At 46.2% G+C, this 22,697-nt stretch carries 20 protein-coding genes and 1 riboswitch; of the genes, 7 read left to right on the plus strand and 13 right to left on the minus strand.

Annotated elements, in window-relative coordinates; genetic code table 11:
- Positions 1-18: 18 nt before the first annotated feature.
- A complete protein-coding gene (locus tag PK654_RS07800) occupies positions 19-609 on the minus strand; it encodes a DUF6036 family nucleotidyltransferase (RefSeq protein ID WP_271698708.1) in 591 nt (196 codons plus the stop codon).
- A 286-nt stretch (positions 610-895) separates the two neighbouring features.
- On the opposite strand from PK654_RS07800, the gene PK654_RS07805 reads away from it, so the two are divergent.
- Positions 896-1,249 carry a DUF2750 domain-containing protein gene (locus tag PK654_RS07805; protein WP_271698709.1) on the plus strand — a complete coding sequence of 118 codons (354 nt, stop codon included), beginning with the start codon at positions 896-898 and terminating at the stop codon, positions 1,247-1,249.
- 81 nt (positions 1,250-1,330) lie between these two features.
- Here PK654_RS07805 and queC read toward each other — a convergent pair whose 3' ends face one another.
- Positions 1,331-2,008: a 7-cyano-7-deazaguanine synthase QueC gene (gene queC / locus PK654_RS07810; protein WP_271698710.1), complete on the minus strand. Its 678-nt coding sequence runs from the start codon at positions 2,006-2,008 to the stop codon at positions 1,331-1,333.
- A 135-nt stretch (positions 2,009-2,143) separates the two neighbouring features.
- Here queC and PK654_RS07815 point away from each other — a divergent pair, with 135 nt between their 5' ends.
- Positions 2,144-2,950: a Cof-type HAD-IIB family hydrolase gene (locus PK654_RS07815; RefSeq protein WP_271698711.1), complete on the plus strand. Its 807-nt coding sequence runs from the start codon at positions 2,144-2,146 to the stop codon at positions 2,948-2,950.
- On the opposite strand, the gene PK654_RS07820 is transcribed toward PK654_RS07815, so the two are convergent.
- The 8 genes from PK654_RS07820 to PK654_RS07855 form a co-directional block, all read right to left on the minus strand.
- Positions 2,925-4,358: an NUDIX domain-containing protein gene (locus PK654_RS07820; protein ID WP_271698713.1), complete on the minus strand. Its 1,434-nt coding sequence runs from the start codon at positions 4,356-4,358 to the stop codon at positions 2,925-2,927. The genes PK654_RS07815 and PK654_RS07820 overlap by 26 nt on opposite strands.
- A complete protein-coding gene (locus PK654_RS07825; protein WP_443088731.1) occupies positions 4,355-4,837 on the minus strand; it encodes a GNAT family N-acetyltransferase in 483 nt (160 codons plus the stop codon). Before PK654_RS07825 ends, PK654_RS07820 begins: the two co-directional genes overlap by 4 nt.
- Before the next feature lie 149 nt (positions 4,838-4,986).
- Positions 4,987-6,864: a propionyl-CoA synthetase gene (locus PK654_RS07830; protein ID WP_271698715.1), complete on the minus strand. Its 1,878-nt coding sequence runs from the start codon at positions 6,862-6,864 to the stop codon at positions 4,987-4,989.
- A 17-nt stretch (positions 6,865-6,881) separates the two neighbouring features.
- The gene (gene prpF / locus PK654_RS07835) at positions 6,882-8,081 is read right to left on the minus strand and encodes a 2-methylaconitate cis-trans isomerase PrpF (protein WP_271698717.1); all 1,200 of its coding nucleotides are present in this window, start codon (positions 8,079-8,081) and stop codon (positions 6,882-6,884) included.
- Positions 8,082-8,090: 9 nt separating this feature from the next.
- Positions 8,091-10,682, minus strand: a complete 2,592-nt coding sequence (gene acnD / locus PK654_RS07840; RefSeq protein ID WP_271698718.1) for a Fe/S-dependent 2-methylisocitrate dehydratase AcnD — start codon at positions 10,680-10,682, stop codon at positions 8,091-8,093.
- Positions 10,683-10,730: 48 nt separating this feature from the next.
- Positions 10,731-11,861, minus strand: a complete 1,131-nt coding sequence (gene prpC / locus PK654_RS07845; RefSeq protein ID WP_271698719.1) for a bifunctional 2-methylcitrate synthase/citrate synthase — start codon at positions 11,859-11,861, stop codon at positions 10,731-10,733.
- Positions 11,862-12,097: 236 nt separating this feature from the next.
- Positions 12,098-12,991, minus strand: a complete 894-nt coding sequence (gene prpB, locus PK654_RS07850; RefSeq protein ID WP_271698721.1) for a methylisocitrate lyase — start codon at positions 12,989-12,991, stop codon at positions 12,098-12,100.
- On the minus strand, positions 12,988-13,692 hold the full coding sequence (locus tag PK654_RS07855) for a GntR family transcriptional regulator (protein ID WP_271698722.1): 705 nt from the start codon (positions 13,690-13,692) through the stop codon (positions 12,988-12,990). The genes prpB and PK654_RS07855 overlap by 4 nt, the downstream gene beginning before the upstream one ends.
- A gap of 322 nt (positions 13,693-14,014) precedes the next feature.
- On the opposite strand from PK654_RS07855, the gene PK654_RS07860 reads away from it, so the two are divergent.
- Genes PK654_RS07860 through PK654_RS07875 form a run of 4 tightly spaced genes read left to right on the plus strand, consistent with a single transcriptional unit; the run spans position 14,015 to position 18,721 of the window.
- A complete protein-coding gene (locus PK654_RS07860) occupies positions 14,015-15,460 on the plus strand; it encodes a TolC family protein (protein WP_271698723.1) in 1,446 nt (481 codons plus the stop codon).
- Positions 15,457-16,434 carry an HlyD family secretion protein gene (locus PK654_RS07865; RefSeq protein WP_271698725.1) on the plus strand — a complete coding sequence of 326 codons (978 nt, stop codon included), beginning with the start codon at positions 15,457-15,459 and terminating at the stop codon, positions 16,432-16,434. The genes PK654_RS07860 and PK654_RS07865 overlap by 4 nt, the downstream gene beginning before the upstream one ends.
- Before the next feature lie 2 nt (positions 16,435-16,436).
- Positions 16,437-17,588, plus strand: coding sequence for an ABC transporter permease (locus PK654_RS07870; RefSeq protein ID WP_271698726.1), 1,152 nt, complete (start codon positions 16,437-16,439; stop codon positions 17,586-17,588).
- Positions 17,585-18,721, plus strand: coding sequence for an ABC transporter permease (locus tag PK654_RS07875; RefSeq protein WP_271698728.1), 1,137 nt, complete (start codon positions 17,585-17,587; stop codon positions 18,719-18,721). Before PK654_RS07870 ends, PK654_RS07875 begins: the two co-directional genes overlap by 4 nt.
- Before the next feature lie 57 nt (positions 18,722-18,778).
- Here PK654_RS07875 and PK654_RS07880 read toward each other — a convergent pair whose 3' ends face one another.
- Together PK654_RS07880 and PK654_RS07885 are read right to left on the minus strand one after the other, a co-directional pair.
- The gene (locus tag PK654_RS07880; RefSeq protein WP_271698729.1) at positions 18,779-19,528 is read right to left on the minus strand and encodes a chromosome partitioning protein ParA; all 750 of its coding nucleotides are present in this window, start codon (positions 19,526-19,528) and stop codon (positions 18,779-18,781) included.
- 18 nt (positions 19,529-19,546) lie between these two features.
- Positions 19,547-19,705: a hypothetical protein gene (locus PK654_RS07885; RefSeq protein WP_271698730.1), complete on the minus strand. Its 159-nt coding sequence runs from the start codon at positions 19,703-19,705 to the stop codon at positions 19,547-19,549.
- Between the two features lie 605 nt (positions 19,706-20,310).
- Positions 20,311-20,406, plus strand: a riboswitch (glycine riboswitch).
- 98 nt (positions 20,407-20,504) lie between these two features.
- Between PK654_RS07885 and PK654_RS07890 the strand changes: the two genes are divergently transcribed.
- Positions 20,505-21,884 carry an alanine/glycine:cation symporter family protein gene (locus PK654_RS07890; RefSeq protein ID WP_271698732.1) on the plus strand — a complete coding sequence of 460 codons (1,380 nt, stop codon included), beginning with the start codon at positions 20,505-20,507 and terminating at the stop codon, positions 21,882-21,884.
- Between the two features lie 68 nt (positions 21,885-21,952).
- On the opposite strand, the gene PK654_RS07895 is transcribed toward PK654_RS07890, so the two are convergent.
- A complete protein-coding gene (locus PK654_RS07895) occupies positions 21,953-22,594 on the minus strand; it encodes a LysE family translocator (protein ID WP_271698734.1) in 642 nt (213 codons plus the stop codon).
- Between the last annotated feature and the right edge of the window lie 103 nt (positions 22,595-22,697).

A 22,697-nucleotide genomic window follows, 5' to 3' on the forward strand; every position in this document is an offset into this window, starting at 1 on the left:
TCCTTAATGAGCTATGCCTTAGTCTGCGGCTTCTAAAGTCTTTATAGCAAAATCTACCTGATTTTGTAAACTTTCCGGGGTTGCACTGTAGTCTACAGCATCTTGAGCAGTAGCCTTAAACTCTTCTAAGCTGAAACGCCCAGCCTTATACAGTGATAGGATATCTTTCATATCATCTTTAGCAAGACGGGATAACTTTGAAACCGCAATATCAACAGCGCTGACCAGATACACATGCAAAATACTCTCGCCAGTGAGCAGTGGAATACTGTTCTCTTTATATTCCGGTGCAAGTGAAGGCAGCCCAACGTTAAAGTTTGGATCCCAATCCAGTGTAGACTCCCCTGTTTCAGGATCTTCAAAATAGATAGGGTCTAAATCCATAATCAAGCTTTGAATATCGAGCTTTTTCGTAGCTTCCAGCTCTGCATCCAAGTCATTACTTCCGCGGGCATTAGTATAGATATGGATAGCACAACCACCAAAGACATAGGCTTTCACCGAACCTGCTGTTAATGACTCATCCTTTTCCCGGATAAGCTGTTCTAAATCGGCAAACAGCTCAAAAATGGCCTCGGCCAGTGGCGTTTTTGTATAAAGTGGCTGCATTACTTACTCCTGAGTACGAGTATTTTAATAGTTTTCGTGTTACTGATTGAATAAACAAAAAAACTATTCGCCTGAAATTGGTTCAGCTCTATACCATTAGCCCTAGACTCTAAAATTATCAGTTTGCTACGACTAAGTAACAATAACTAGTTCCACCAATTTATAGTGCTAACTTTAGACTGATAAGCACAACAAACCACCAATATTGTTCATATTTAACAAATAACTACTAAAAACAGGCAAAAATCTGTACCCTTGTCGCATCATCACTACGAGGCTAAACAAAATGAGCAAGTTAACTTCCGATATTGAACAGAATTTGGAACTATTTATCAGCCAGACTAAAGAGACTCAGGTTGTCTGGGGGCTAAGAAATGAAGAAGAAGACTGGCTGGCCTGTGACTCTTCTGAGTTTGAAAACAGTGAAGTTATGCCATTCTGGTCCAGCCGTGAAGACGCTGAAATACACAACGTTGAAGAGTGGCAGGAGTTTGAGGTATGCGAAATCCCTCTGGATGTTTTTGTTGAAGACTGGCTGATTACCCTGTCTGAAGACGGTGTACTGGTGGGTACTAACTGGAATGCCGAGCTTGAAGGAAAAGAAATTGAGCCGACCGATCTGGCCAAGCTATATCTATAAGGTTTCTTTCCTAAACAGACATGAAAAAGCAGCCATTTAAGGCTGCTTTTTTAATGCCCCGATATAGCTTAAGTCGCTGGCTTAGCCTGAAATGGATTCCATAATGGCTTGTTTATCGGCCAGATACTCATCCAGTCCGTTCTTTCTCAGCAGGCACGAAGGACAATCTCCACATCCGTCACCAATTATTCCGTTGTAGCAAGTAAGAGTGTTATCTCTTACTAACTCCAGAGCCTGATACTTATCCGCCAATGCCCATGTCTGAGCTTTGTTAAGCCACATTAGCGGCGTCTCTATACTTAGTTTGTAATCCATCCCCTTCGCAAGGGCGTCGTTCATCGACTTTACAAACTCATCACGGCAATCTGGGTAACCAGAAAAGTCAGTTTCACATACACCAGTGATCAGAGTTTCAGCCCCGACCTGATAAGCGTAGATCCCCGCCAGCGTCAGAAACAGGATATTTCGTCCCGGTACAAAAGAATTCGGCAGCCCTTTTTCATTAAGCTCATGAGAAACGGCAATATCATCACGGGTTAACGAGCTAATGGCCAGCTCATTCAGCAAGCCTACATCCATTACCTTATGTGCTTTAATTTTCAGGGATTCAGCCAGCTCTCTGGCCACTTCTATCTCCTGCTTATGCCTCTGCCCATAATCGAATGTAATAGCGTGTACCTCATCATACTCTTTGATTGCCTTTACCAGACAAGTTGTAGAATCCTGACCACCACTAAATACAACAACTGCTTTTTTCATATCGCTTACCTTTAACTATTTGGCGCAACAGTAAAGGGTTATTAATTGCAGGTCAACGGCAAGTTTCTCTGGCAGAGTCCGCAAAAAAGGCATACCCTCATTTTATTAAATTTATTCAGCGGGTTAGGTTTAACAATGTACAAGTTAATTGCTCTGGATATGGACGGCACGCTGTTAAGCAGCGATAAAACTATTTCCCGGAGAAATAGAGAAGCCATTGCTTCAGCACAAGCTAAAGGGGTAACCGTGGTTTTGGCCTCCGGGCGTCCGCCACAAGGAATGAAACCGATAGCACAGCAGCTTAATATGACCTCAGAGAATGACTTTATTGTCTGCTACAACGGTTCTATGGTTTTTCGTGCCTCAGACGACAAGATAATTCGTGAAAATCTTATCCGCGGAAGAGACGCGAAAAAGACTTCTCAGCTGGCAAAACGTCTTAACGTTCACCACCACGCCTTCAGTAAAACTAAAGGTTTAATCACCCCGGAAAATAACCCTTATACCGGCCATGAAGCGACGGTGAATGGGGTGGAAATCAATGAGTATGATTTCACCCAGCTTGAAGACGATGAAGTGATTATTAAAACTATGTTTGCTGACTCTGAGCAGGTACTGGATAAAGTAATAGCTAAAATTCCTCAGGAATTTAGTGAAAAATACACACTAGTAAGAAGTGCCTCTATCTTTGTCGAGTTTCTGCACAAGCAGAGTAATAAAGGATTGGCCGTTGAGAGTATTGCTAAGCATATGGGTATTAGTTCTGAACAGGTTATCTGTATGGGTGATGCACAAAACGATCATCATATGATCGAATTTGCCGGGCTAGGTGTCGCTATGGGTAATGCCTGTGAGGAGACAAAGCGCAGAGCCGATATTATTACAGACACTAACGATAATTCAGGCGTAGCTCAGATCATCGAGAAGTTTGTTCTGAGCTAGGTTTTCTGACAAGGATTAACCAAATCAGGTAAGTTAGCAGAGGTGCATAGCTCAACTCTGCTAATGAGCTATAAAAACCACTGTATGAAACCATCTTTGTGACACTATTTACTGCCAGATGGAGAGCAATTATCAAAACTGAAGCAGTAAACGCCCGGGACAGAGAAAAGTGCACTACACGGGGCGATTTTGTCGCATAAAGTAAGATGGCGAGAGTTAATGCAGACAAGCATATATAAGCCATCTCTACGTTGTAAGAGTGATAAGTGAAGGCCGCAGAGAACGAGGCTATAAATACCCATAGCAGAGGATTGCTCTGGTACTCACTGCCTTTCAGCAACCTTTGCCCGGCAAAACTGAAAATGGTTACTATCAGGTAGCCAACCAGCAGGCTAATCAGCATTCCGCTAATAAACTGATTACCCAGACTGAACTGCAACACCCCATAAGTAGCAAAAACAGCAAACAGCAGAAATTTACAACTTCTGGCCGCAACCATCCCCTGCCCTGAGCCTTTGTTTGGTGACACTCTTTTTAGCACCAGCAAACTAATCACAACCGCGATAACAACGGTTAAATCCGGAACTGAAAAGCCGAAACTATTACCAAGGCGTACTGAAGGCAGATACTCAAACGGTCTTGCGAGTGCGAAGTAACTTCGGCTAACTACGACAAACCCGACGGAAACAGAGCAGATCAACATAAGCCTGAGTGTAAAAGCAAAGCCAAAAAACTGTAACGTGATGGCTATAATCAGACTGAAAACAGCAATGCCGGATAGAGAGTCAGCTATTTGCAGCCAAAGTATCTGGTTATCTGTAAAGCTTTTATCAATCAGCGACTGTAACTGAGCTAAAAAATAGAGCTGCTTTTGTTCAATAGTTGAAGCCTGATGTGTCAGGTTTTCGATATATCTGGCTGTTTGCTCTGTTGCCTTAAAGAAATCCTTAACTATCCCATTCCACTGCTGCGGATAGCGGTACTGTGCGGCCTGAACAAACTCCGGCGCGACCAGAAGTACCCTGCGAACCTCGACGCCATAGTGAGGAAATGCCCATAAAGGAACGGTTCTGTAATGGGATGCATCCTGATATTGATAAGCGGTGAGTTGCTCTTGCAGCGCACAGTTAAACACATAAGCACTATCTGTCATTCCCAGTAGCCTGTCGGCCGAGACTTTTAAACCTGTCTCTTCCCAGGTTTCCCGTTCGGCTGCCAACTCCGGCGGCTCACCCTTCTCTATAGTTCCACCGGGAAGAGAGAGCTTATTGGTCATCACTTCTTGTACCAGAAGCAGCTGATGATCAGCACGTATCAGACACAAAGCGCCTCTGACGGGTTTATCGCCGGCGTGCACGTTTGGTAAAGAGAGAACAAGCAACAGAAACAGCGTAGCCAACAGCTTCATCCAAGCTCCTTACAGAGCCAGTGGATATGATGAGAAAAGCCCTGCTTCTTATACAGTGCGATTGCCGGCTGGTTGAAATTCCATACTTCAACAAACATTCTCTTCACGCCTAAGTCGCTAAACATCTGTTCCAGTTTCTCAATCAATTTGCCAGCTACTTTGTTGTTTCTATGGCTTTCAATAACGTAAAGTTCATCTACCGTTCCCATGGGAACAGGCTTACTTATCTGAGAGATCAACTCACAAAACTGGCCGGTAATAAAACCGACTATGACGCCTTGCTCTACAGCAACGTAGACAAAGCAGTCGGGGTTATCCAGATAACGGGTGATGCTTTTTTCTTCTTCTATTTCAGCCGCCGTCTTAATATGGTCTGGCTGAGCAATATGGTGATGTTCATGAAGCTGATACATAAGGCGGTTGAGAAATTCAAGATCATCATAGCCGGCCATACGGATTTGAACTGAAGACAAAGTCATTACCTAATTAATTGATTTGTATTCAAGTATAAGGTTAATGACCGAATATTAGAAACAGAGAAAAAGAAAAGCGCCGCTAAATCAAGTGTCCGGGGAAAACTCAGGCACTTTAAATAACGGCGCTTGTAGCTAAGCGTTTCCGATTGATATTAGTTGTGTAGTACCCTCTCAATCTCGTTGAGGCTGGATGGATCATCAATTGTTGACGGCACAGTATAAGACTCGCCATCGGCAATCTGACGAATTACCCGACGCAAAATTTTACCTGAACGGGTCTTAGGCAGACGGTCCACTACAAGGGCATGTTTAAAGCAAGCCACCGCACCTATTTCAGTACGCACCTTACCTACCAGCTCGCCTTCCAGTGCTAGTTCATCCACTTTGACACCGTCTTTCAGTACTACCAATCCTAACGGTAGCTGCCCTTTAAGGTCGTCGTGAATACCGACAACTGCACATTCTGCTACCGCGGGGTGCCCGCCAACTATCTCTTCCATTTCACCGGTTGAGAGCCTGTGACCGGCTACGTTAATCACATCATCGATACGTCCCATAATAAACAGGTAGCCATCTTGGTCGAAGTAGCCGCCGTCTCCGGAAACGTAGTAACCCGGGAACTGGCTCAGATAACCTGTCTCAAATCTGTCATGGTTACGCCATACGGTCGGCAATGTACCTGGTGGTAATGGCCGTTTCAGTGCCACAAAGCCCTGCTGGTTTGGCGCAACACTCTCTCCGGTTTCATCCAGTACTTCGACCTGATAACCCGGAATAGGCTTGGTTGACGATCCTGCTTTCACTTCCATCATTTCAATGCCTGTCGGATTACCGGCAATTGCCCAGCCGGTTTCCGTTTGCCACCAGTGGTCGATAACCGGTTTACCGGTTTTCTCCTGCACCCATTCAAGGGTTGGCGGGTCAAGACGTTCACCGGCCATAAAGATGGTTTGCAATGAAGAGAGATCGTACTTCTCTAATTGAGTAGCTTCTGGATCTTCTTTCTTGATTGCCCTGAAGGCAGTAGGTGCTGAGAACAAGGCAGTCACCTTATACTCATGACAAACGCGCCAGAAGGCACCGGGATCAGGTGTCCGTACTGGTTTTCCTTCGAATAGTATTGAGGTGCAGCCATGAATCAGGGGAGCGTAGACAATATAGGAGTGCCCTACTACCCAGCCCACGTCAGATGCCGCCCAGAAAACATCATCCTGACTGATATTGTAGATGGTGCTCATACTGTATTTCATTGCTACAGCATGGCCGCCGTTATCACGCACAACACCTTTTGGCTTACCGGTTGTACCTGATGTATAGAGAATATAGAGAGGGTCGGTTGATTTCACCGGCACACACTCGTGAGGCGTCGCTTTTTCAACCTCCTGCTGCCAGTCCAGATCCCGTTCATTATTCAGCTCTGCCAGCTCCTGCTTACGCTGCAAAACCAGTACTTTTTCCGGCTTCCAGCGGCTGTCCATAATCGCTTTATCGACTAATGGCTTATACGGAATCACCTTACTGATCTCAATGCCACATGAGGCGGTCATAATCACTTTAGGTTCTGCATCCTCGATACGCACTGCTAATTCATTTGGGGCAAAACCGCCAAATACCACTGAGTGAATCGCACCAAGGCGGGCACAGGCAAGCATGGCCATTGCCGCTTCAGGAATCATCGGCATATAGATAACAACTCTGTCGCCCTTAGTGACGCCCTGAGCGGCCAGCATACCGGCAACTTTAGCAACCTGATCCCTTAGCTGAACATAGGTGTACTGTTTTTTACTCAGGGTAACAGGTGAATCGTAAATCAATGCGACCTTGTCTCCCCGTCCCTGCTCTACATGGTAATCCAGAGCCAGCCATGCGGTATTCAGTTCACCATCAGCGAACCATCTCTCTATACCATTCGAATCCTGCTGTAATATGGAAGAGGGAAATTTATGCCATGACAGCTGCTCTGCCTGCTGTTTCCAAAACTCCTCAGGCTGTTCTTTCGCGAATAAGTACTCTTTTTCGTAGCCAGACATTTGCACACTCCAGTGTTTTATTCATCCATTGTAGAGACAGGTACACGTACCCATCCTTCCATTATTATCCTTGCACTGCGGCTCATAGTGGCTTTTTCAACCAACCATTGCCCCTGCAGCTGTACCGCACTGGCACCGACCTTTAAGCTACCCGACGGGTGACCAAAAGTGACGGAGTTTCTCTCCCCGCCTCCGGCCGCCATATTGACCAGTGTTTCAGGTACACAGGCAGCCGATGCTATGGCCACTGCTGCGGTTCCCATCATTGCGTGGTGCAGTTTGCCCATTGAAAGAGCCCGGACAAGCAAATCAACATCATTTTCAGTAACGGTTTTTCCACTTGATGTTGTATACCGTTTTGCTCCTGAGACAAATGCCACTTTAGGCGTATGCTGCCTGCCTGCCGCTTGTTCAAGCTCAGTAATCAAGCCCATCTTTAACGCGCCATAGGCACGGATTTTTTCAAACCTTTCCAGTGCCTCGGCATCGCTATTTATGTCACCCTGTAACTCCGTGCCCTGATAACCAACTGACTCCGCATCAACAAAAATGGTTGGTATACCGGCGTTGATCAGGGTTGCCCTGAGGGAACCGATACCGGGAACTTCGAGTACATCAACCAGATTACCCGTAGGGAACATAGAGCCCTCGCCATCGGCAGGGTCAACGAAATCGACCTGAATTTCCGCTGCCGGAAAGGTAACGCCATCCAGTTCAAAGTCACCGGTTTCCTGAACATATCCGTTTTTCATAGGGACATGTATCAGAATGGTTTTCTGAATATTGGCCTGCCATACCCTGACCGTAACGATTCCGTTCTCAACCAGCCTCTCCGGTGCAACCAGCCCGGCATGAATAGCAAAAGGACCGACAGCAGCAGACAAATTACCGCAGTTTCCGCTCCAGTCGACAAAAGGCTTATCTATGGATACTTGTCCAAACAGATAATCAACATCGTGATCCGGACTGCTGCTCTCTGACACTATGACTGTTTTGCTGGTACTGGATGTTGCGCCCCCCATACCATCAATCTGTTTTTCGTACGCATCAGGGCTGCCGATAACACGCATCAATAGTTTATCCCGTGCTTCACCTGCAACCTGAGCCTGCTCCGGCAGATCTTTCAGGCTAAAGAAAACCCCTTTGCTGGTGCCTCCCCGCATATAGGTTGCGGGGATTTTTATTTGCGACGGAGTATTTCCATTGCTCTCTTTCATAATTGACTCCTAAGCAAGAAAATCCTGAGCAAAACGCTGCAACACGCCACCGGCTTTGTATACTTCCACTTCATCGGCAGTATCCAGACGACAAGTGACCGTAACCCTGCTCTCTTCCCCGCTTGCACGTCTGATGACCAGTGTTAAATCTTCGCGTGGTTTTATCTCACCAATTACGTCAAACACTTCCGTACCATCGATATTGAGTGAGTGGCGGGTATCGCCGGATTTAAACTGCAGCGGAAGCACGCCCATTCCTACAAGGTTTGTTCTGTGAATTCGTTCAAACCCTTCTGCGACAATGGTCTCCACTCCGGCTAAACGCACCCCTTTGGCTGCCCAGTCCCGCGAAGAGCCCTGACCATAATCGGCACCGGCTACAATGATTAGTGGCTGACCGCGATCCATATAGGTTTCTATGGCTTCCCACATACGCATAACCTTGCCTTCCGGCTCTACTCTGGCGTAAGAACCCTGTTTAACTTCGCCGTTCTCTTTAACCATCTCGTTAAACAGTTTAGGGTTGGCGAAGGTTGCCCGTTGGGCTGTCAGGTGATCGCCCCTGTGGGTGGCGTAGGAGTTAAAATCCTCTTCCGGAACTCCCATTTTCGCCAGGTATTCACCGGCAGCACTTGATGCCAGAATGGCGTTTGAAGGAGACAGATGATCCGTAGTGATATTGTCAGGTAACACAGCTAAAGGACGCATACCTGATAAGGTACGTTCTTTAGCAAGAGCGCCTTCCCAGTAAGGCGGCCGACGGATATAGGTACTCATTTCCCGCCAGTCGTACAGAGGATCACTGTTAGTTTTCTCATCATCCAGCTTAAACATCTGAATATAAACTTGATTGAACTGCTCAGGCTTAACGCAACTGCTGACCACCTGATCAATCTCTTCATCTGTCGGCCAGAGATCATTGAGATAGATTGGATTTCCTTTTGAGTCCGTTCCCAGGGCGTCGCTTTCGATATCAAAGCGCATGGTTCCGGCCAGAGCATACGCGACAACCAGCGGCGGTGAGGCAAGAAATGCCTGTTTCGCGTATGGATGAATGCGTCCGTCAAAGTTTCTGTTTCCTGACAGTACAGCGGTGGTATAGAGGTCACGCTCAATAATTTCCTGCTGAATTTTCGGATCTAACGCTCCGCTCATACCGTTACAGGTAGTACAGGCATACGCCACAATACCGAAGCCAAGTTTTTCCAGCTCTTCCAGTAAGCCTGCTTCTTCAAGGTAGAGTTTGGCTACTTTAGAACCGGGAGCGAATGAGCTTTTAACCCATGGCTTGCGGATTAAGCCCAGTTCATTGGCTTTCTTGGCCAGCAAGCCAGCTGCAACTACATTTCGCGGGTTACTGGTGTTGGTGCAAGAAGTGATTGCAGCGATTATTACTGCGCCATCAGGTAGCTCACTTCCTTCCTGCTGCCATGCTGCCGCAATGCCGCGCTGTGAAAGTTGATCCGTAGGAAGACGTCGGTGCGGATTGGAAGGGCCTGCCATATTGCGGCCAACCAGCGAAAGATCGAACTCCAGTACTCTTTCATACTCAGCAGTTTCTAAATCATCCGCCCAAAGGCCGGTCTGCTTAGCGTAAGTTTCAACCAGTTCAACTTGCTTATCGTCCCTGCCCGTTAGTTTCAGATAATTAATGGTCTGCTCATCGATATAAAACATGGCAGCTGTTGCGCCGTATTCCGGAGTCATATTCGAGATAGTGGCACGGTCACCTATGGTGAGCTCTCTTGCACCTTCACCGAAAAACTCAAGATAGGAAGAGACCACTTTTTTCTCACGCAGAAATTCAGTAATGGCCAGAACAATATCAGTTGCAGTAATGCCCGGTTGCCTCTTTCCTGTCAGTTTTACACCGACAATATCAGGCAGGCGCATCATTGACGGGCGGCCAAGCATAACGGTTTCCGCTTCCAGTCCGCCGACGCCAATTGCAATAACACCAAGGGCATCGACATGGGGAGTATGGCTGTCTGTTCCTACGCAAGTATCAGGAAAAGCAACACCCTGCTTCAGCTGAACCACAGGGGACATTTTTTCCAGATTAATCTGGTGCATAATGCCATTACCGGCCGGTATTACACTGACATTTTCAAAGGCGGTTTTACACCACTCAATAAAGTGGAATCTGTCTTCATTACGGCGGTCTTCAATGGCCCTGTTTTTATCAAAAGCTTCGGGGTCAGAACCCGGGTGTTCTACCGCAAGTGAGTGGTCAACAATAAGCTGAGTTTCAACTACCGGATTTACTTTTGCCGGGTCTCCGCCCTGCTGGGCGATAGCGTCTCTCAGGCCGGCCAGATCCACAAGTGCAGTCTGACCTAGAATGTCATGACACACTACCCGCGCCGGATACCAGGGGAAGTCCAGTTCACTTTTACGTTCGATAATTTGCTTCAGTGAGTCTGTCAGCGACTCCGGTGCACAACGTCGTACCAGATTTTCTGCCAGTACTCTAGAGGTATAAGGCAGGGTTTCATACGAGCCCGGCTTTATCTGATTCACCGCTTCACGGGTATCGAAATAGTCTGCCTCTGTTCCGGGAAGTTTTTTACGATATTGGCTGTTCATAGTTAGTTCCGTCATTTGCTCACCAGCGGGACACATCTGGGCATCCCGCTTCTGTTTTTGCTGCTAATCTCTCTGTTCGATCGGCAGCCACTCTTGTGCTTCCGGTCCTTCATAATCTGCGCTTGGGCGGATTATGCGGTTATTGGCACGTTGCTCATAAACATGGGCAGCCCAGCCAGTCAGACGGCTCATAACAAATATCGGGGTGAATAATTTGGTCGGAATATCAAGGAAGTGATAGGCCGATGCGTGGAAGAAGTCTGCGTTACAGAACAGGCCTTTCTCACGTTTCATTACCGCTTCTACTCTTTCTGATACGGCATACAGGTGGGTATCTCCCACTGCCTCAGAGAGATCTTTTGACCATTTCTTAATCAGTGCATTACGTGGGTCTGATTCACGATAGATAGCGTGACCAAAGCCCATGATTTTCTCTTTTGCATCCAGCATACGCAGAATCTCTTTTTCTGCTTCTTCCGGAGTCTGCCAATTTTCGATCATTTCCATTGCGGCTTCATTAGCGCCGCCGTGAAGAGGACCACGAAGTGTTCCGATTGCACCTGTGATACAAGAGTGAATATCCGAAAGTGTAGAAGCACAGACACGGGCAGAAAATGTCGATGCGTTAAATTCATGTTCAGCGTAAAGAATAAGAGAACAGTGCATCACTTTTTTGTGCAGTTCACTTGGTTTATTGTCGGTCAGCATCTTAAGGAAGTAGCCGCCGATACAGTTCTCACTGTTATCTTCAGTATCGATACGAACACCGTCATGGCTATAACGATACCAGTAACAAATGATGGCCGGGAACGTGGCCAGCATACGTTCTGTTGCGTGCTGTTGTTGTGAAAAATCCATCTCCTGCTCAAGGTTACCCAATACTGAACAACCGGTACGCATAACATCCATTGGATGGGCATCTTTCGGGATTAACTCAAGGGCATTTTTCAGCTCCTGAGGCAACCCCCGAAGGCCGACTAGACGAGTCTTATAATCGTCCAGTTCTTTCTGATTAGGCAGGTGACCTTGTAACAAAAGGTGGGCGACTTCTTCAAATTCGGCATTATTTGCCAAATCGGTAATATCGTAGCCGCGATAGGTTAAGCCTGTTCCTGACTTTCCTACGGTACAGAGAGATGTTGTACCTGCACTTTGTCCGCGAAGACCTGCACCACCAAGTTTCTTGTCCGACATGACGAACTCCTTCCCTTTATTTCTGAAGCTTCCCTACTGCTTTTGCTTCACTTAATTAACGTTATTGGATTAAATATCTGTTGCTAAATATGCTTTGCTGCCAGAAAACACCGAACACAATCACGCATAAACCCTTCCTTGGTGCTCCGCTGCGCCATCCATGACGCGGAGGGTTTGTTTATCGCTGTTTTCCTTGTAAAGAAGCCGCTACACATTTCAGCACAATTAATTAGTCATTATTTTTCAGAAAACAGCTGATCCAGCTTGTCTTCGTAATCGTGATAATTCAGATGAGCGTAAAGCTCTTTTCTGGTCTGCATCTGTTCAACAACCGCTTCCTGATTACCCTCATTTAACAGATGCTGATAAACCATCTCAGCCGCTTTGTTCATTGCCCGGAATGCACTGAGCGGATAAAGCACCATATCAACACCGTGATTGGCCAGCTCTTCCCCGCCATAAAGAGGTGTCTGACCAAACTCGGTGATGTTTGCCAGAATTGGCACATGCTCACCAGTGGCTGAGGATAGTGCGCTTGAGAATGTCTGGTACTGGCTTAGTTCTGTCATTGCTTCCGGAAAGATCATATCGGCACCGGCCTCAACACAGGCAATGGCGCGTTCAATGGCGGAATCAATCCCTTCAACGGCCAGTGCATCAGTTCTTGCCATAATGACGAAGTCGTCGTTATTTCTGGCATCTACCGCCGCTTTAATACGGTCAACCATCTCCTGCTTACTGACGATGGCTTTGTTAGGCCTGTGTCCACATCGCTTCTGAGCCACCTGATCTTCCATATGAACGGCAGCGGCGCCTGCTTTCTCCATCGCCTTAATAGTACGGGCAATGTTAAAAGCACCACCAAAACCAGTATCGATATCCACCATCAGAGGCAGATCGCAGGCGTTAGTGATTCTGTCTACATCCACCAAAACATCGTTCAGTGTGGTAATACCTAGATCCGGCAAACCATAGGATGCGTTGGCGATACCACCACCGGAAAGATAAATGGCCTGATGACCGACGTTCTTGGCCATCATGGCGCAGTATGGGTTAACCGTACCGACAATCTGTAACGGATTGTTTTCTTTAACAGCGAGGCGAAACTTAGCGCCCTGACTTAAACTCATGAGTGGTTCTCCTTTCCTGACTCCATCTGTTGCTCGATAAGAATTCTGCTACCGGATATATGCCTGCGCATTAAAAGTTCGGCCAGCTCTTCATCGCGGTTAGCTATCGCTTTTAAAATAAACTTATGTTCTTCAAGGGCTTTTTCTGGTCTTGAGTGAGACCGTGGTGACTGATAGCGATACATACGTAGCAAGTGATATAACTCGTCGCATAAAAGGGCTATCAGCTTTTTATTTCTGCTTGCTTTGATGATTCGGTAGTGAAAATCGAAGTCTCCTTGTTGCTGAAAATAAGATTTACCCTCTACCTGATCGATATGCTTTGAATGTGTCGACAATAACTGTTTTAAGGCGTCGAGCTCTTCCTCGCTGATATTTCTCGCAGCAAGGCGTGCCGCCATCCCCTCAAGAGACTCCCTTACTGCATACAGTTCGGACAAATTCTCTGAGGAAAAGGTAACGACTCTGGCACCAACATGGGGAATTCTCTCAATCAGACCCAGACCTTCCAGTCGCATAATCGCTTCCCGCAACGGCCCGCGGCTAACGCCGAACTGCTTAGATAATTCCGGCTCAGAAATTTTCTGCCCGGAGGCTAATTCACCACTGACAATGGCTTCAATCAGGTACTCAGTCAGGTTTTCTGACTTAGTCCCTTCTTTCTCTGCGGTGCGCCTGTTTTTATCTGCAACTAAACCCATTTATAAATTCCAGAATGTTAACAATATGTAAGAAACAGTATAAAAATAGACCATCAGGCGGCATCTACACAAGAAGATTGTCGACAAACTAGACTAATGTCTAAAGCCAAGTGTAAAGAAAATTATCAGTAGAAAGGCGTATTGAGGGGCTTTCTGTACATAAAAGGGCGAATTACCAACCGGTTAAGTAAGGGATTGTCGACAATCGGTAGAAGCTGTTAAAGAAAGAGCGACAGTTTGCATAGTTAGAGTGGTCTAACCATTGAGAGTGAAATTATTAGAGTATATACTCTATTTTTTATTTATCTCCGGTGTCAATTGAATGATCACCCATAAGATCCGATTTACCACATTACTTGTGGCGTTTGCTGTTTCACCTTTCAGTCATTCTGCTGAAATCAGTTTTGAGCAGGCGTGGCAGCTTTTGCAGGACAAGAACAATCCGATAGCGGCAAGTAAAGCAAATGTCGACAGATATAAACATTTGCAACAGTCTAAACAGGCTCTTAACTACCCCACTATCTCCGTAGGTGCTAACTATACCCGTCTGGATAGTGATGTAACCGTCAACGGCGAACAGCTACTGGATAGCCTTGATTCCGCCAGTAGAGCCTCTCTCGGCCAGATTCTGGCAGGCTTAGCCGCTGGAAACCCGGCACTAGCCGGTGCACTAAGCGGATTAAATCCCGTCTCTACCATAGCCGAAAAAGATCTGTTTACCTCTTCTATACGCGCGACATGGCCGCTGTTTACCGGTGGCAGAATTACCGCAGCGCAAAATATTGCTGCCGGCCAGACAGACGAAGCTGTTGCTCAGTTAAAGATAGAAGTTCTGGCTCAGTATGAAGATTTGGCCAAGTACTATTTTAGTGTGGTTCTTGCCCGTCAGGTTCTTCAGACCCGTCAATCTGTGGAAGCGGGGCTGACAAAACACCGCAACTTTGCCCTGAAGATGGAAAAACAGGGTCAGATTGCTAAGGTTGAACGACTTCAGGCAGAAGCATCACTGGCAAAGGCGGTTGTAGACAGAAAGAAAGCGGAAAAAGATGTTGAGATAGCGGTTTCTGCCCTTAGTCAGATACTTAACCAAAACGAAAAAGTACTGCCGAACACTGAGTTATTTATTAACCAGTCACTGCCCCCGAAATCCGCTTTTACAGAGCAGACCCTGAACACCTATCCGGGGTTGGATCTACTGGCAGCGAAAAAGAAGCAAGCAACCAACTTAATCAAAGCAGAGAAAGGCCGCTACTTCCCTCAGGTAATGGCTTATGGCAACTACACCCTGCATGAAGATGACACATTGGCGAGTGAAATGGCGCCCGACTGGATGGTCGGCATAGGTGTCAGCCTGCCCCTTGTTGACTCCAGTGGCCGATCGGAAAACATGCAGGCAGCACAAAGCGCCGTATTACAGATCAACCATCTTAATCAGCAGGCGGTAAAAGATCTTACTCTGCTGGTGGAGAAAACCTATTTCGAAGCGCAACAGGCCGTCGAAGAGGCAGAAGGCTTACAGGTAAGCATTACCCTCGCCGATGAGAACCTTAAGTTAAGAAACAGAGCATTTTCACAAGGGCTTTCTACCTCACTGGAAGTGGTTGACGCAGAACTGTATCTGGCCGGAGTAAAAACCCAGCAGGAACTTGCCCGTTTTAACTACCTAATTGCACTGAACAAGCTGCTGGCCCTGAGTAACGAAATCAATACATATAATCAGTACGAACGAACGGCGTACCAACCAGTTAACGACGAGGCAACTCAATGAACAAAGTAAAACCAATTTTAGTCACCTCTGTTGCTGTCGGTATTGCGGCTTGGGTCGGATATAGTTTTTATCAGGCCTACCAGCCTGAGCCGGTAAGACTGCAAGGTCAGATTGAAGCTCAGCAATACAGCATTTCATCTAAAGTCGCCGGCCGTATCGATCAAGTGATGGTAAAAAAAGGCGATATGGTCAGAGAGGGAGATCCTATCTTTACTCTGTATAGCCCTGAAATTGATGCCAAGCTTGAACAGGCCAAAGCCGGTCAGGAAGCGGCCGGTGCATTGGCTCAGGAAGCTCAGAACGGGGCAAGAAGCCAGCAAATCTCTGCTGCCAAAGACCAGTGGCAGAAAGCCAAAGCAGCGGCACAGCTTGCAGAAAAGACCTTTAACCGGGTAGATAATCTGTATAAAGATGGCGTTGTTGCCGAACAGAAAAGAGATGAAGCGCTGACACAATGGAAAGCGGCCGAATATACACAGAGTGCGGCCTATCAGATGTATCAGATGGCCAGAGAAGGCGCCCGTGCAGAGACCAAACGCGCTGCAGAAGAGAAAGCCCGTATGGCGGCGGGAGCCGTTGCGGAAGTTGAAGCTTATGCTGCTGACACCCGGATAAAAAGCTGGTTTAACGGCGAAGTCTCACAGGTACTGCTCAACAGCGGCGAGCTTGCGCCTCAGGGCTTCCCCGTGGTTACCGTCGTTGATATGCAAGACGCGTGGGCTGTATTTAATGTGCGGGAAGACTTACTTAAAGATTTTCAGAAAGGTAAAACCTTTACCGGTTACCTTCCTGCCCTGCAGAAAAACGTTGAGTTTAAAGTGACTCATATTTCAGTGATGGGAGACTTTGCGACCTGGCGCTCAACCGATGCCTCTCAGGGTTTTGATTTGCGCACATTTGAAGTTGAAGCTAAGCCTGTGAACGAGCAGTTGACTGACCTTAGGGTTGGCATGAGCGTTTCTGTCGAGCTTTAACTATGCAGCTTAATCAAAAACCATCCCAGTGGCATGTGATCAGCAGCGATAAATGGCTGCTCTCCTGCCTGACTTGGATTCCTCTTATCCTCGCCCTCACTATGTGGTGGATTTTTTCGCAGGGGATCGCCCGGGATCTTCCCGTTGGCATTGTTGACCTGCAGAAAAGTAGTTTGTCTAGAACCCTTGTCAGGGAAATAGACGCCACTGCGTCCCTCAAGGTAGAGGAATCCTTTACTGACGTCGCTCAGGCAAAAAATCAGCTAATTACCGATAAAGTGTATGCCTATATGGTTATCCCGCGAAACTTTGACCGCGATATCCGTCTCGGGCTGGACCCGCAGGTATCTGTCTTCTATAACAGCCAGTATATTCTGGTTGGCAAGCTGATTAATTCTGCTGTTTTGCAGGCTCACGGAACCTTTAATGCAAAAGTCGGAGCTTTAAAACAGTTGGCCAAAGGTAACACCACATCAAGCTCTGCTGTTGCCAAAACCGTTGCAGTACGCAACCAGATAACTCCCCTGTTTAACCGAAACGGCAACTACGCTCAGTTTTTGGTAACGGCAATAGTTCCGGCTTTGTGGCAGATTTTTATTGTTACCGGAACCATACTGGCTCTGACAGCCAATCACAGAATCTACGGTTTAGAAGGAATGCTGGGGGGCTCAAAGGCAAAGTCTTGTTTCTGTTTTATTCTGTTCTACCTGCCATTTTATATGCTGATGGGAATTGGTTTTTTGCTGTGGTTTTATATCGGTCTCGATTTTCCATTTGAGGGGACACTGGCTCCGCTGATTTACGCCCAGTTTCTTACCATACTGGCTAGTATGGCTATGGGGGCGTTCTTCTTTTTTCTTACCCTTGACCCCGCAAGAGCGATGAGTTTCGCCGGTGCATTTACCGCTCCCAGCTTCGCCTTTCTCGGGGTGACATTCCCTGTCAGCGATATGGGCTCACTGGCACAATGGTGGCGAAGCCTTCTTCCGGCCAGTCACTATATCGAAGCTCAGATAAGTCAGGTTAGTTACAATGTCACACCATGGCAAACCATTAGTGACCTTACTCCGTCAATGGCCGGCTATCTTATTCCCCTGCTACTGTGCGTCCCTCTCATTAGCAGACACTTAGCAAAATCGGGGGGCTCAGAATGAACAGTGTTGAACTGATTAAAAATGAGTTCAAAGGGATTTTCACTAATCCGGTGATTGTCCTGACTCTGTTTGCCGGTGTCGTGTTCTACTCATTTTTGTATCCTTTGCCCTACTCTCATCAGACTCCGCGAGAACAGGAAATTGTGGTGGTTAATCAGGATAAAAGCCTGACCAGTTTGCAGCTGGAAAGGATGGTTGATGCCACTCCTCAGGTTAAAATCACTCACAGACGTCATACACTTGAAGAGGCGAAGCAACTGTTTCTAAAAGGAGAGGCCAAAGGAATACTGTTTATACCTAAACACTTTTACCGTGACCTGCTACTTGGCAAAAGCCCGACACTGGCCTTTGCCGGAGATTCCGCTTATTTCCTTGTTTACGGAACAGTAGTCGAAGGACTGGCGAAAGCGAGCGGAACTCTTGCTGCCAAGGCAAAAGTCACCAAGCTTTTAATGGAAGGCAGCCCCCTCTCTGCTGCCCAGCAGCAGTTCTCAGCAAGCTCGGTAAATTTAAAACCGACCTTTAACCCAACTATTGGTTATGTAGATTATGTTGTTCCGGCGGTATTTGTACTAATTCTCCAGCAAACCCTGATTATGGGCGTCGGCCTTATGGGAGGAACTCAGAAATATGGTCTTGGATACTGGAGTAAAGTACCTCACTTAAAGCTGTTGTTGGTAAGAAGCCTGATCTTTGTTTTTATCTACTACTTCCTCTCCATGTATTACTTTGGCTTTAGTTTTGATTACTACCATATAAGCCGCCTGGCAGAGCCTGAAACCTTATTAATGCTGCTTCTGCCCTTTTTGCTGACCAGCAGTTTTATCGGTTCGTTACTTGGAACACTATTACCAAGAAGAGAACTGGTAACCTTTGTGGTGTTAATAAGTTCAATGCCACTAATATTCATCGCAGGGTTTATATGGCCGCTTGAAAGTGTCCCAACCCCTTTGATTGCATTATCCAACCTGTTCCCTTCTACTCCTGCGATACAGAGCTTCGTCAAGATAAATCAGATGGGTGCAGATTTATCGCAAGTCATTAAGCAATATGGCCTGATGTGGATACAGTGCTTAAGCTGGGGAGTTTTGGCTTATTTTGCTGACAGAAAATTTAGACAAGTACAGAGCTAGCAGATCAATAAAGGGGCATCATGCCCCTTTATTGTTTTGTATTTTGTTGAGGAGTTTTTACAAACCCATCTGTTCAGAAATTTGTTTGATTTCTCTTAAATCCAGCTTATGAACTTCAATCATTTGATCTATCTGACTTAGTTCAGAGTTTACTGCATCCTGCTGGTCACAGGACTTAGACGATGCGTCCCAGGACTTTCCTTCAAGATAGATATCACACTGCTTCTTATAGGTTTCCAGTTTAGGGGCTAAGGCTTCACGCTCTTCCTGAAGCTTGGCGAGTTGCTGCTTTATACTAAACTCCCGCTGGAAGAGCTCACGCGAACGCTCAAGTACGGCAGTTTGTAGGTCGCTCTGACGATTAAGTGAGCTTAGCTGACCAATTTGCTCATCTATCTGTTTCTGCTGAGCCTGAACCCGCTCTTCCAGCTCTATATTAAGTTTTTCCAGTTCAGTGACCATAGCGCCTGACTGAGCGAGTTTCTGCTGAAAATCTTCAGTCATTACATCAATTTGTTCAGATACTCTCTGTTCGATTAGCTGATCGATATTCTCTTGTTTTTGCTCTATCTGAATCACTTTTTCAGTGACGATTTGCTCTTTTTCACTCTTAATAGACTCGATTTTTGCCTCAAGTGAAATATAGGCAGACTGCCATTTGCTATTGGTTGCATACGAACCAATCAATCCACCCATTGCCAGACCCAACACAGCCGCCGTTGCGATATAAAGGATATTTTTACTATCCCGCTCCTCAATAACAACAACGTTTTCGTCTTGATCCAAAGGCTGGTCTTCATTATTCACTACTTACCTACTCCTAACTTAACGGGATAGCTCACTAATTACGATTAAAATGGTATATATAGCGAGGCCGCACAAAAATGCTATGGTGACGCCTTGCTGGACATTTTTATTGGTACGGTAACGAAACAAAAATACCGACAACGCAATAAAGGCTGCGATTGCAACAAGTCTGGTCATATAACCTCCGTACATAACGTCTAGCAACATTCAGACCATATTCTGAAATGGCACTTTGTATTTATAGCATTAAATATCAAAGGATTGCTAAGTTTGTCTTAAGTAATGTTTAAATCTAACCGGCAATATCAACCCATTGTAAAAAATTATCTATTTCTTTCTGATGAGATATTCATCAGATGTAAATCATCTGTTACTTTGCAACCCTGACTACATTTCAATTCTACAGTGCATAATAAACAGGCTAAAACCTTGCACTCCCGTCGAATACGAAGGCATATGCAGCAAACAAGCACACAACAATGCAGCAAAAAAAATCCCCGCGCTGCTCCATTTCCTGTAAACAATTATTGCAGTTTACATATTATTAACGCCGCACATCAGCTAACCCTTTAATTAATATTAGTATTTAATCTTGTCATAGCTAACTTTTTATGTAACATATGCTGCCTTGATTAATTTTGTAAAGTTAATCAGTTCCGATGAAGACTATAGGAGAAAGACAACGCACCCTATTTGAGTGTTTTGTCTGCCGAAGAAGCACAGCGAAGTAACTTAATTCGTTTAATCTTTCAGGTGCCGCACGCGCGGTGAGGACTGTAGTTGGAGGAACCTCTGGAGAGAACCGTTTAATCGGTCGCCGAAGGAGCAAGCTTGTTTATACAGGTCAAACTCTCAGGCAAAAGGACAGAGGAGTGGAAAGTTACAACCTATTTTTGCCCAATTTAGTTATATCTGGTGATCTATCACCGGTCTTTCCCTCTTCTCCTTAAATTTTTGTTTTATTAAGGGGAAAGCAATGAATAATTTTCAATCTCTACTTCAAACCATAGACAGTTTTGTCTGGGGACCACCACTACTGATTCTGCTGGTCGGAACCGGTGTTTACTTTACTTTTCGTCTGGGCTTACTTCAGTTCAGGCACCTGCCAACAGCGTTAGCTCTGGTTTTTTCCCGCTCGGATAAAAACAAAGGTCAGGGTGACGTATCCAGCTTTGCCGCTCTTTGTACAGCACTTTCTGCCACCATTGGTACAGGTAATATTGTTGGTGTTGCAACCGCAATTAAACTTGGAGGTCCGGGAGCACTGTTCTGGATGTGGCTTGCTGCCCTGTTTGGAATGGCAACTAAGTACGCCGAATGTCTGCTGGCGGTAAAATACCGTAAAACTGATGACAAAGGTCAGATGGTCGGCGGTCCTATGTACTACCTGCAGTACGGTGTCGGTTCTAAAGTTCTGGCAACCATGTTTGCGATTTTTGCCCTTGGTGTTGCCTGTTTTGGTATCGGTACCTTCCCACAGGTAAACGCCATTCTGGACGCCTCTCAACTTTCATTTGGTGTATCGCGTGATGTTTCTGCTGTTGTACTGACTCTGCTGGTCGCATTTGTCACCATTGGCGGTATTAAATCTATCGCAAAAGTTGCCGGCAAAGTGGTTCCTGCCATGGCGGTGTTCTACGTTATCGCCTGCCTGATGGTTCTGGTAAGCAATGCAGATCAACTGCTGGCAGCCATTGAGCTGGTTGTGGTATCTGCCTTTACTTCTACCGCAGCAACGGGTGGATTTTTAGGTGCGTCGATAATGCTGGCAATTCAGTCTGGTATCGCCCGCGGTGTATTCTCTAACGAATCCGGTCTGGGTAGTGCGCCAATGGCCGCAGCGGCAGCGAAGACCGACTCTTGTGTCCGTCAGGGTCTAATCTCAATGACAGGGACCTTCTTTGATACCATTATCATCTGTACCATGACCGGCCTTGCGCTAATTATGACAGGTGCATGGCAGAGTAATTACGCCGGCGCAGAAATGACCACCTACGCTTTTGAACTTGGCCTGAACTCCGATACTTTCGGCCCTATGCTGGTTTCTATCGGTCTTATGTTCTTCGCCTTTACTACCATTCTTGGCTGGAACTACTACGGTGAACGTTGTGTGGTATTCTTGCTGGGAACCAAAGCGGTGCTGCCGTACAAGATTATTTTCCTTGCTTTGGTGGCATCCGGCGCATTCCTTCACTTAGATATGATTTGGCTGATTGCTGATATCGTAAACGGGCTGATGGCGGTACCAAACCTGATTGGTCTGATTGCCCTTCGTCATGTAGTCATCGAAGAGACAAAACGATTCTTCGATATCGATACAGAAAGTGAAGAAGAGCTTTCCTTCCAGCACAGTTAAGGTTGAATAAGCAAGCAAAAAGGCCCGTCATTTTGTCAGTAACGGGCCTTTTTTATTGGTGATAAGAATCAGGTTGTCGGCGGTTCTTCCAAAATCAACTTAACGCCCAATGCAATCAGAACAGTACCTGTGATTCCTTCCATCCAGTTAAGAAAAGCGCTGTTCTTAATCAGTTTAGTGGCAGAGCCTACAGTACCGGCCAGAGCACACTGCCACGCCATGGAAATAACAAAGTGAATACCCGCCATGGTCAGAGACTGAATAAACGGCGAGTAATTAGGGTCAATAAACTGAGGAAGAAAGGCCAGATAAAAAACCGCCGTTTTCGGGTTTAACACATTAGACAGAAAACCTTCACGCAGAGATCGTTTAGCATCAAACTGTCTCTGCTGAGTCACTTCAACGTTAAGTTTATTGTTACCGCGGAATGTCGATTTTAATCCTGAAATGCCAAGCCAGATCAGATAAGCCGCCCCTATCCACTTCATCACCTGAAAAGCTTCAGCCGATTGCAGCAAAATAGCGGAAACCCCAATTGCCGAAAATGTTGCATGAACAAAAAGACCTGAACAGATACCCAGACTGGTAATATAGCCGTCCTTCGCCCCGGAACGGCTGGAATTTCTGATGATAACGGCGGTGTCCAGACCGGGAGTGACAGTAAGAATAGTTATGGCGATTAAGAACGCCTCAAAATTAACAATGTGCAAAAATAGATCCTCTGTAATGCTTTCCCTTTATTCTCCTTATATCAACATTCCTTTGATAAACCAATAGTTCCGGCAGCCTATTTACATGCCGATAATCTGAGAC

The organism is Vibrio sp. SCSIO 43137 (assembly GCF_028201475.1).
Classification (GTDB): domain Bacteria; phylum Pseudomonadota; class Gammaproteobacteria; order Enterobacterales; family Vibrionaceae; genus Vibrio.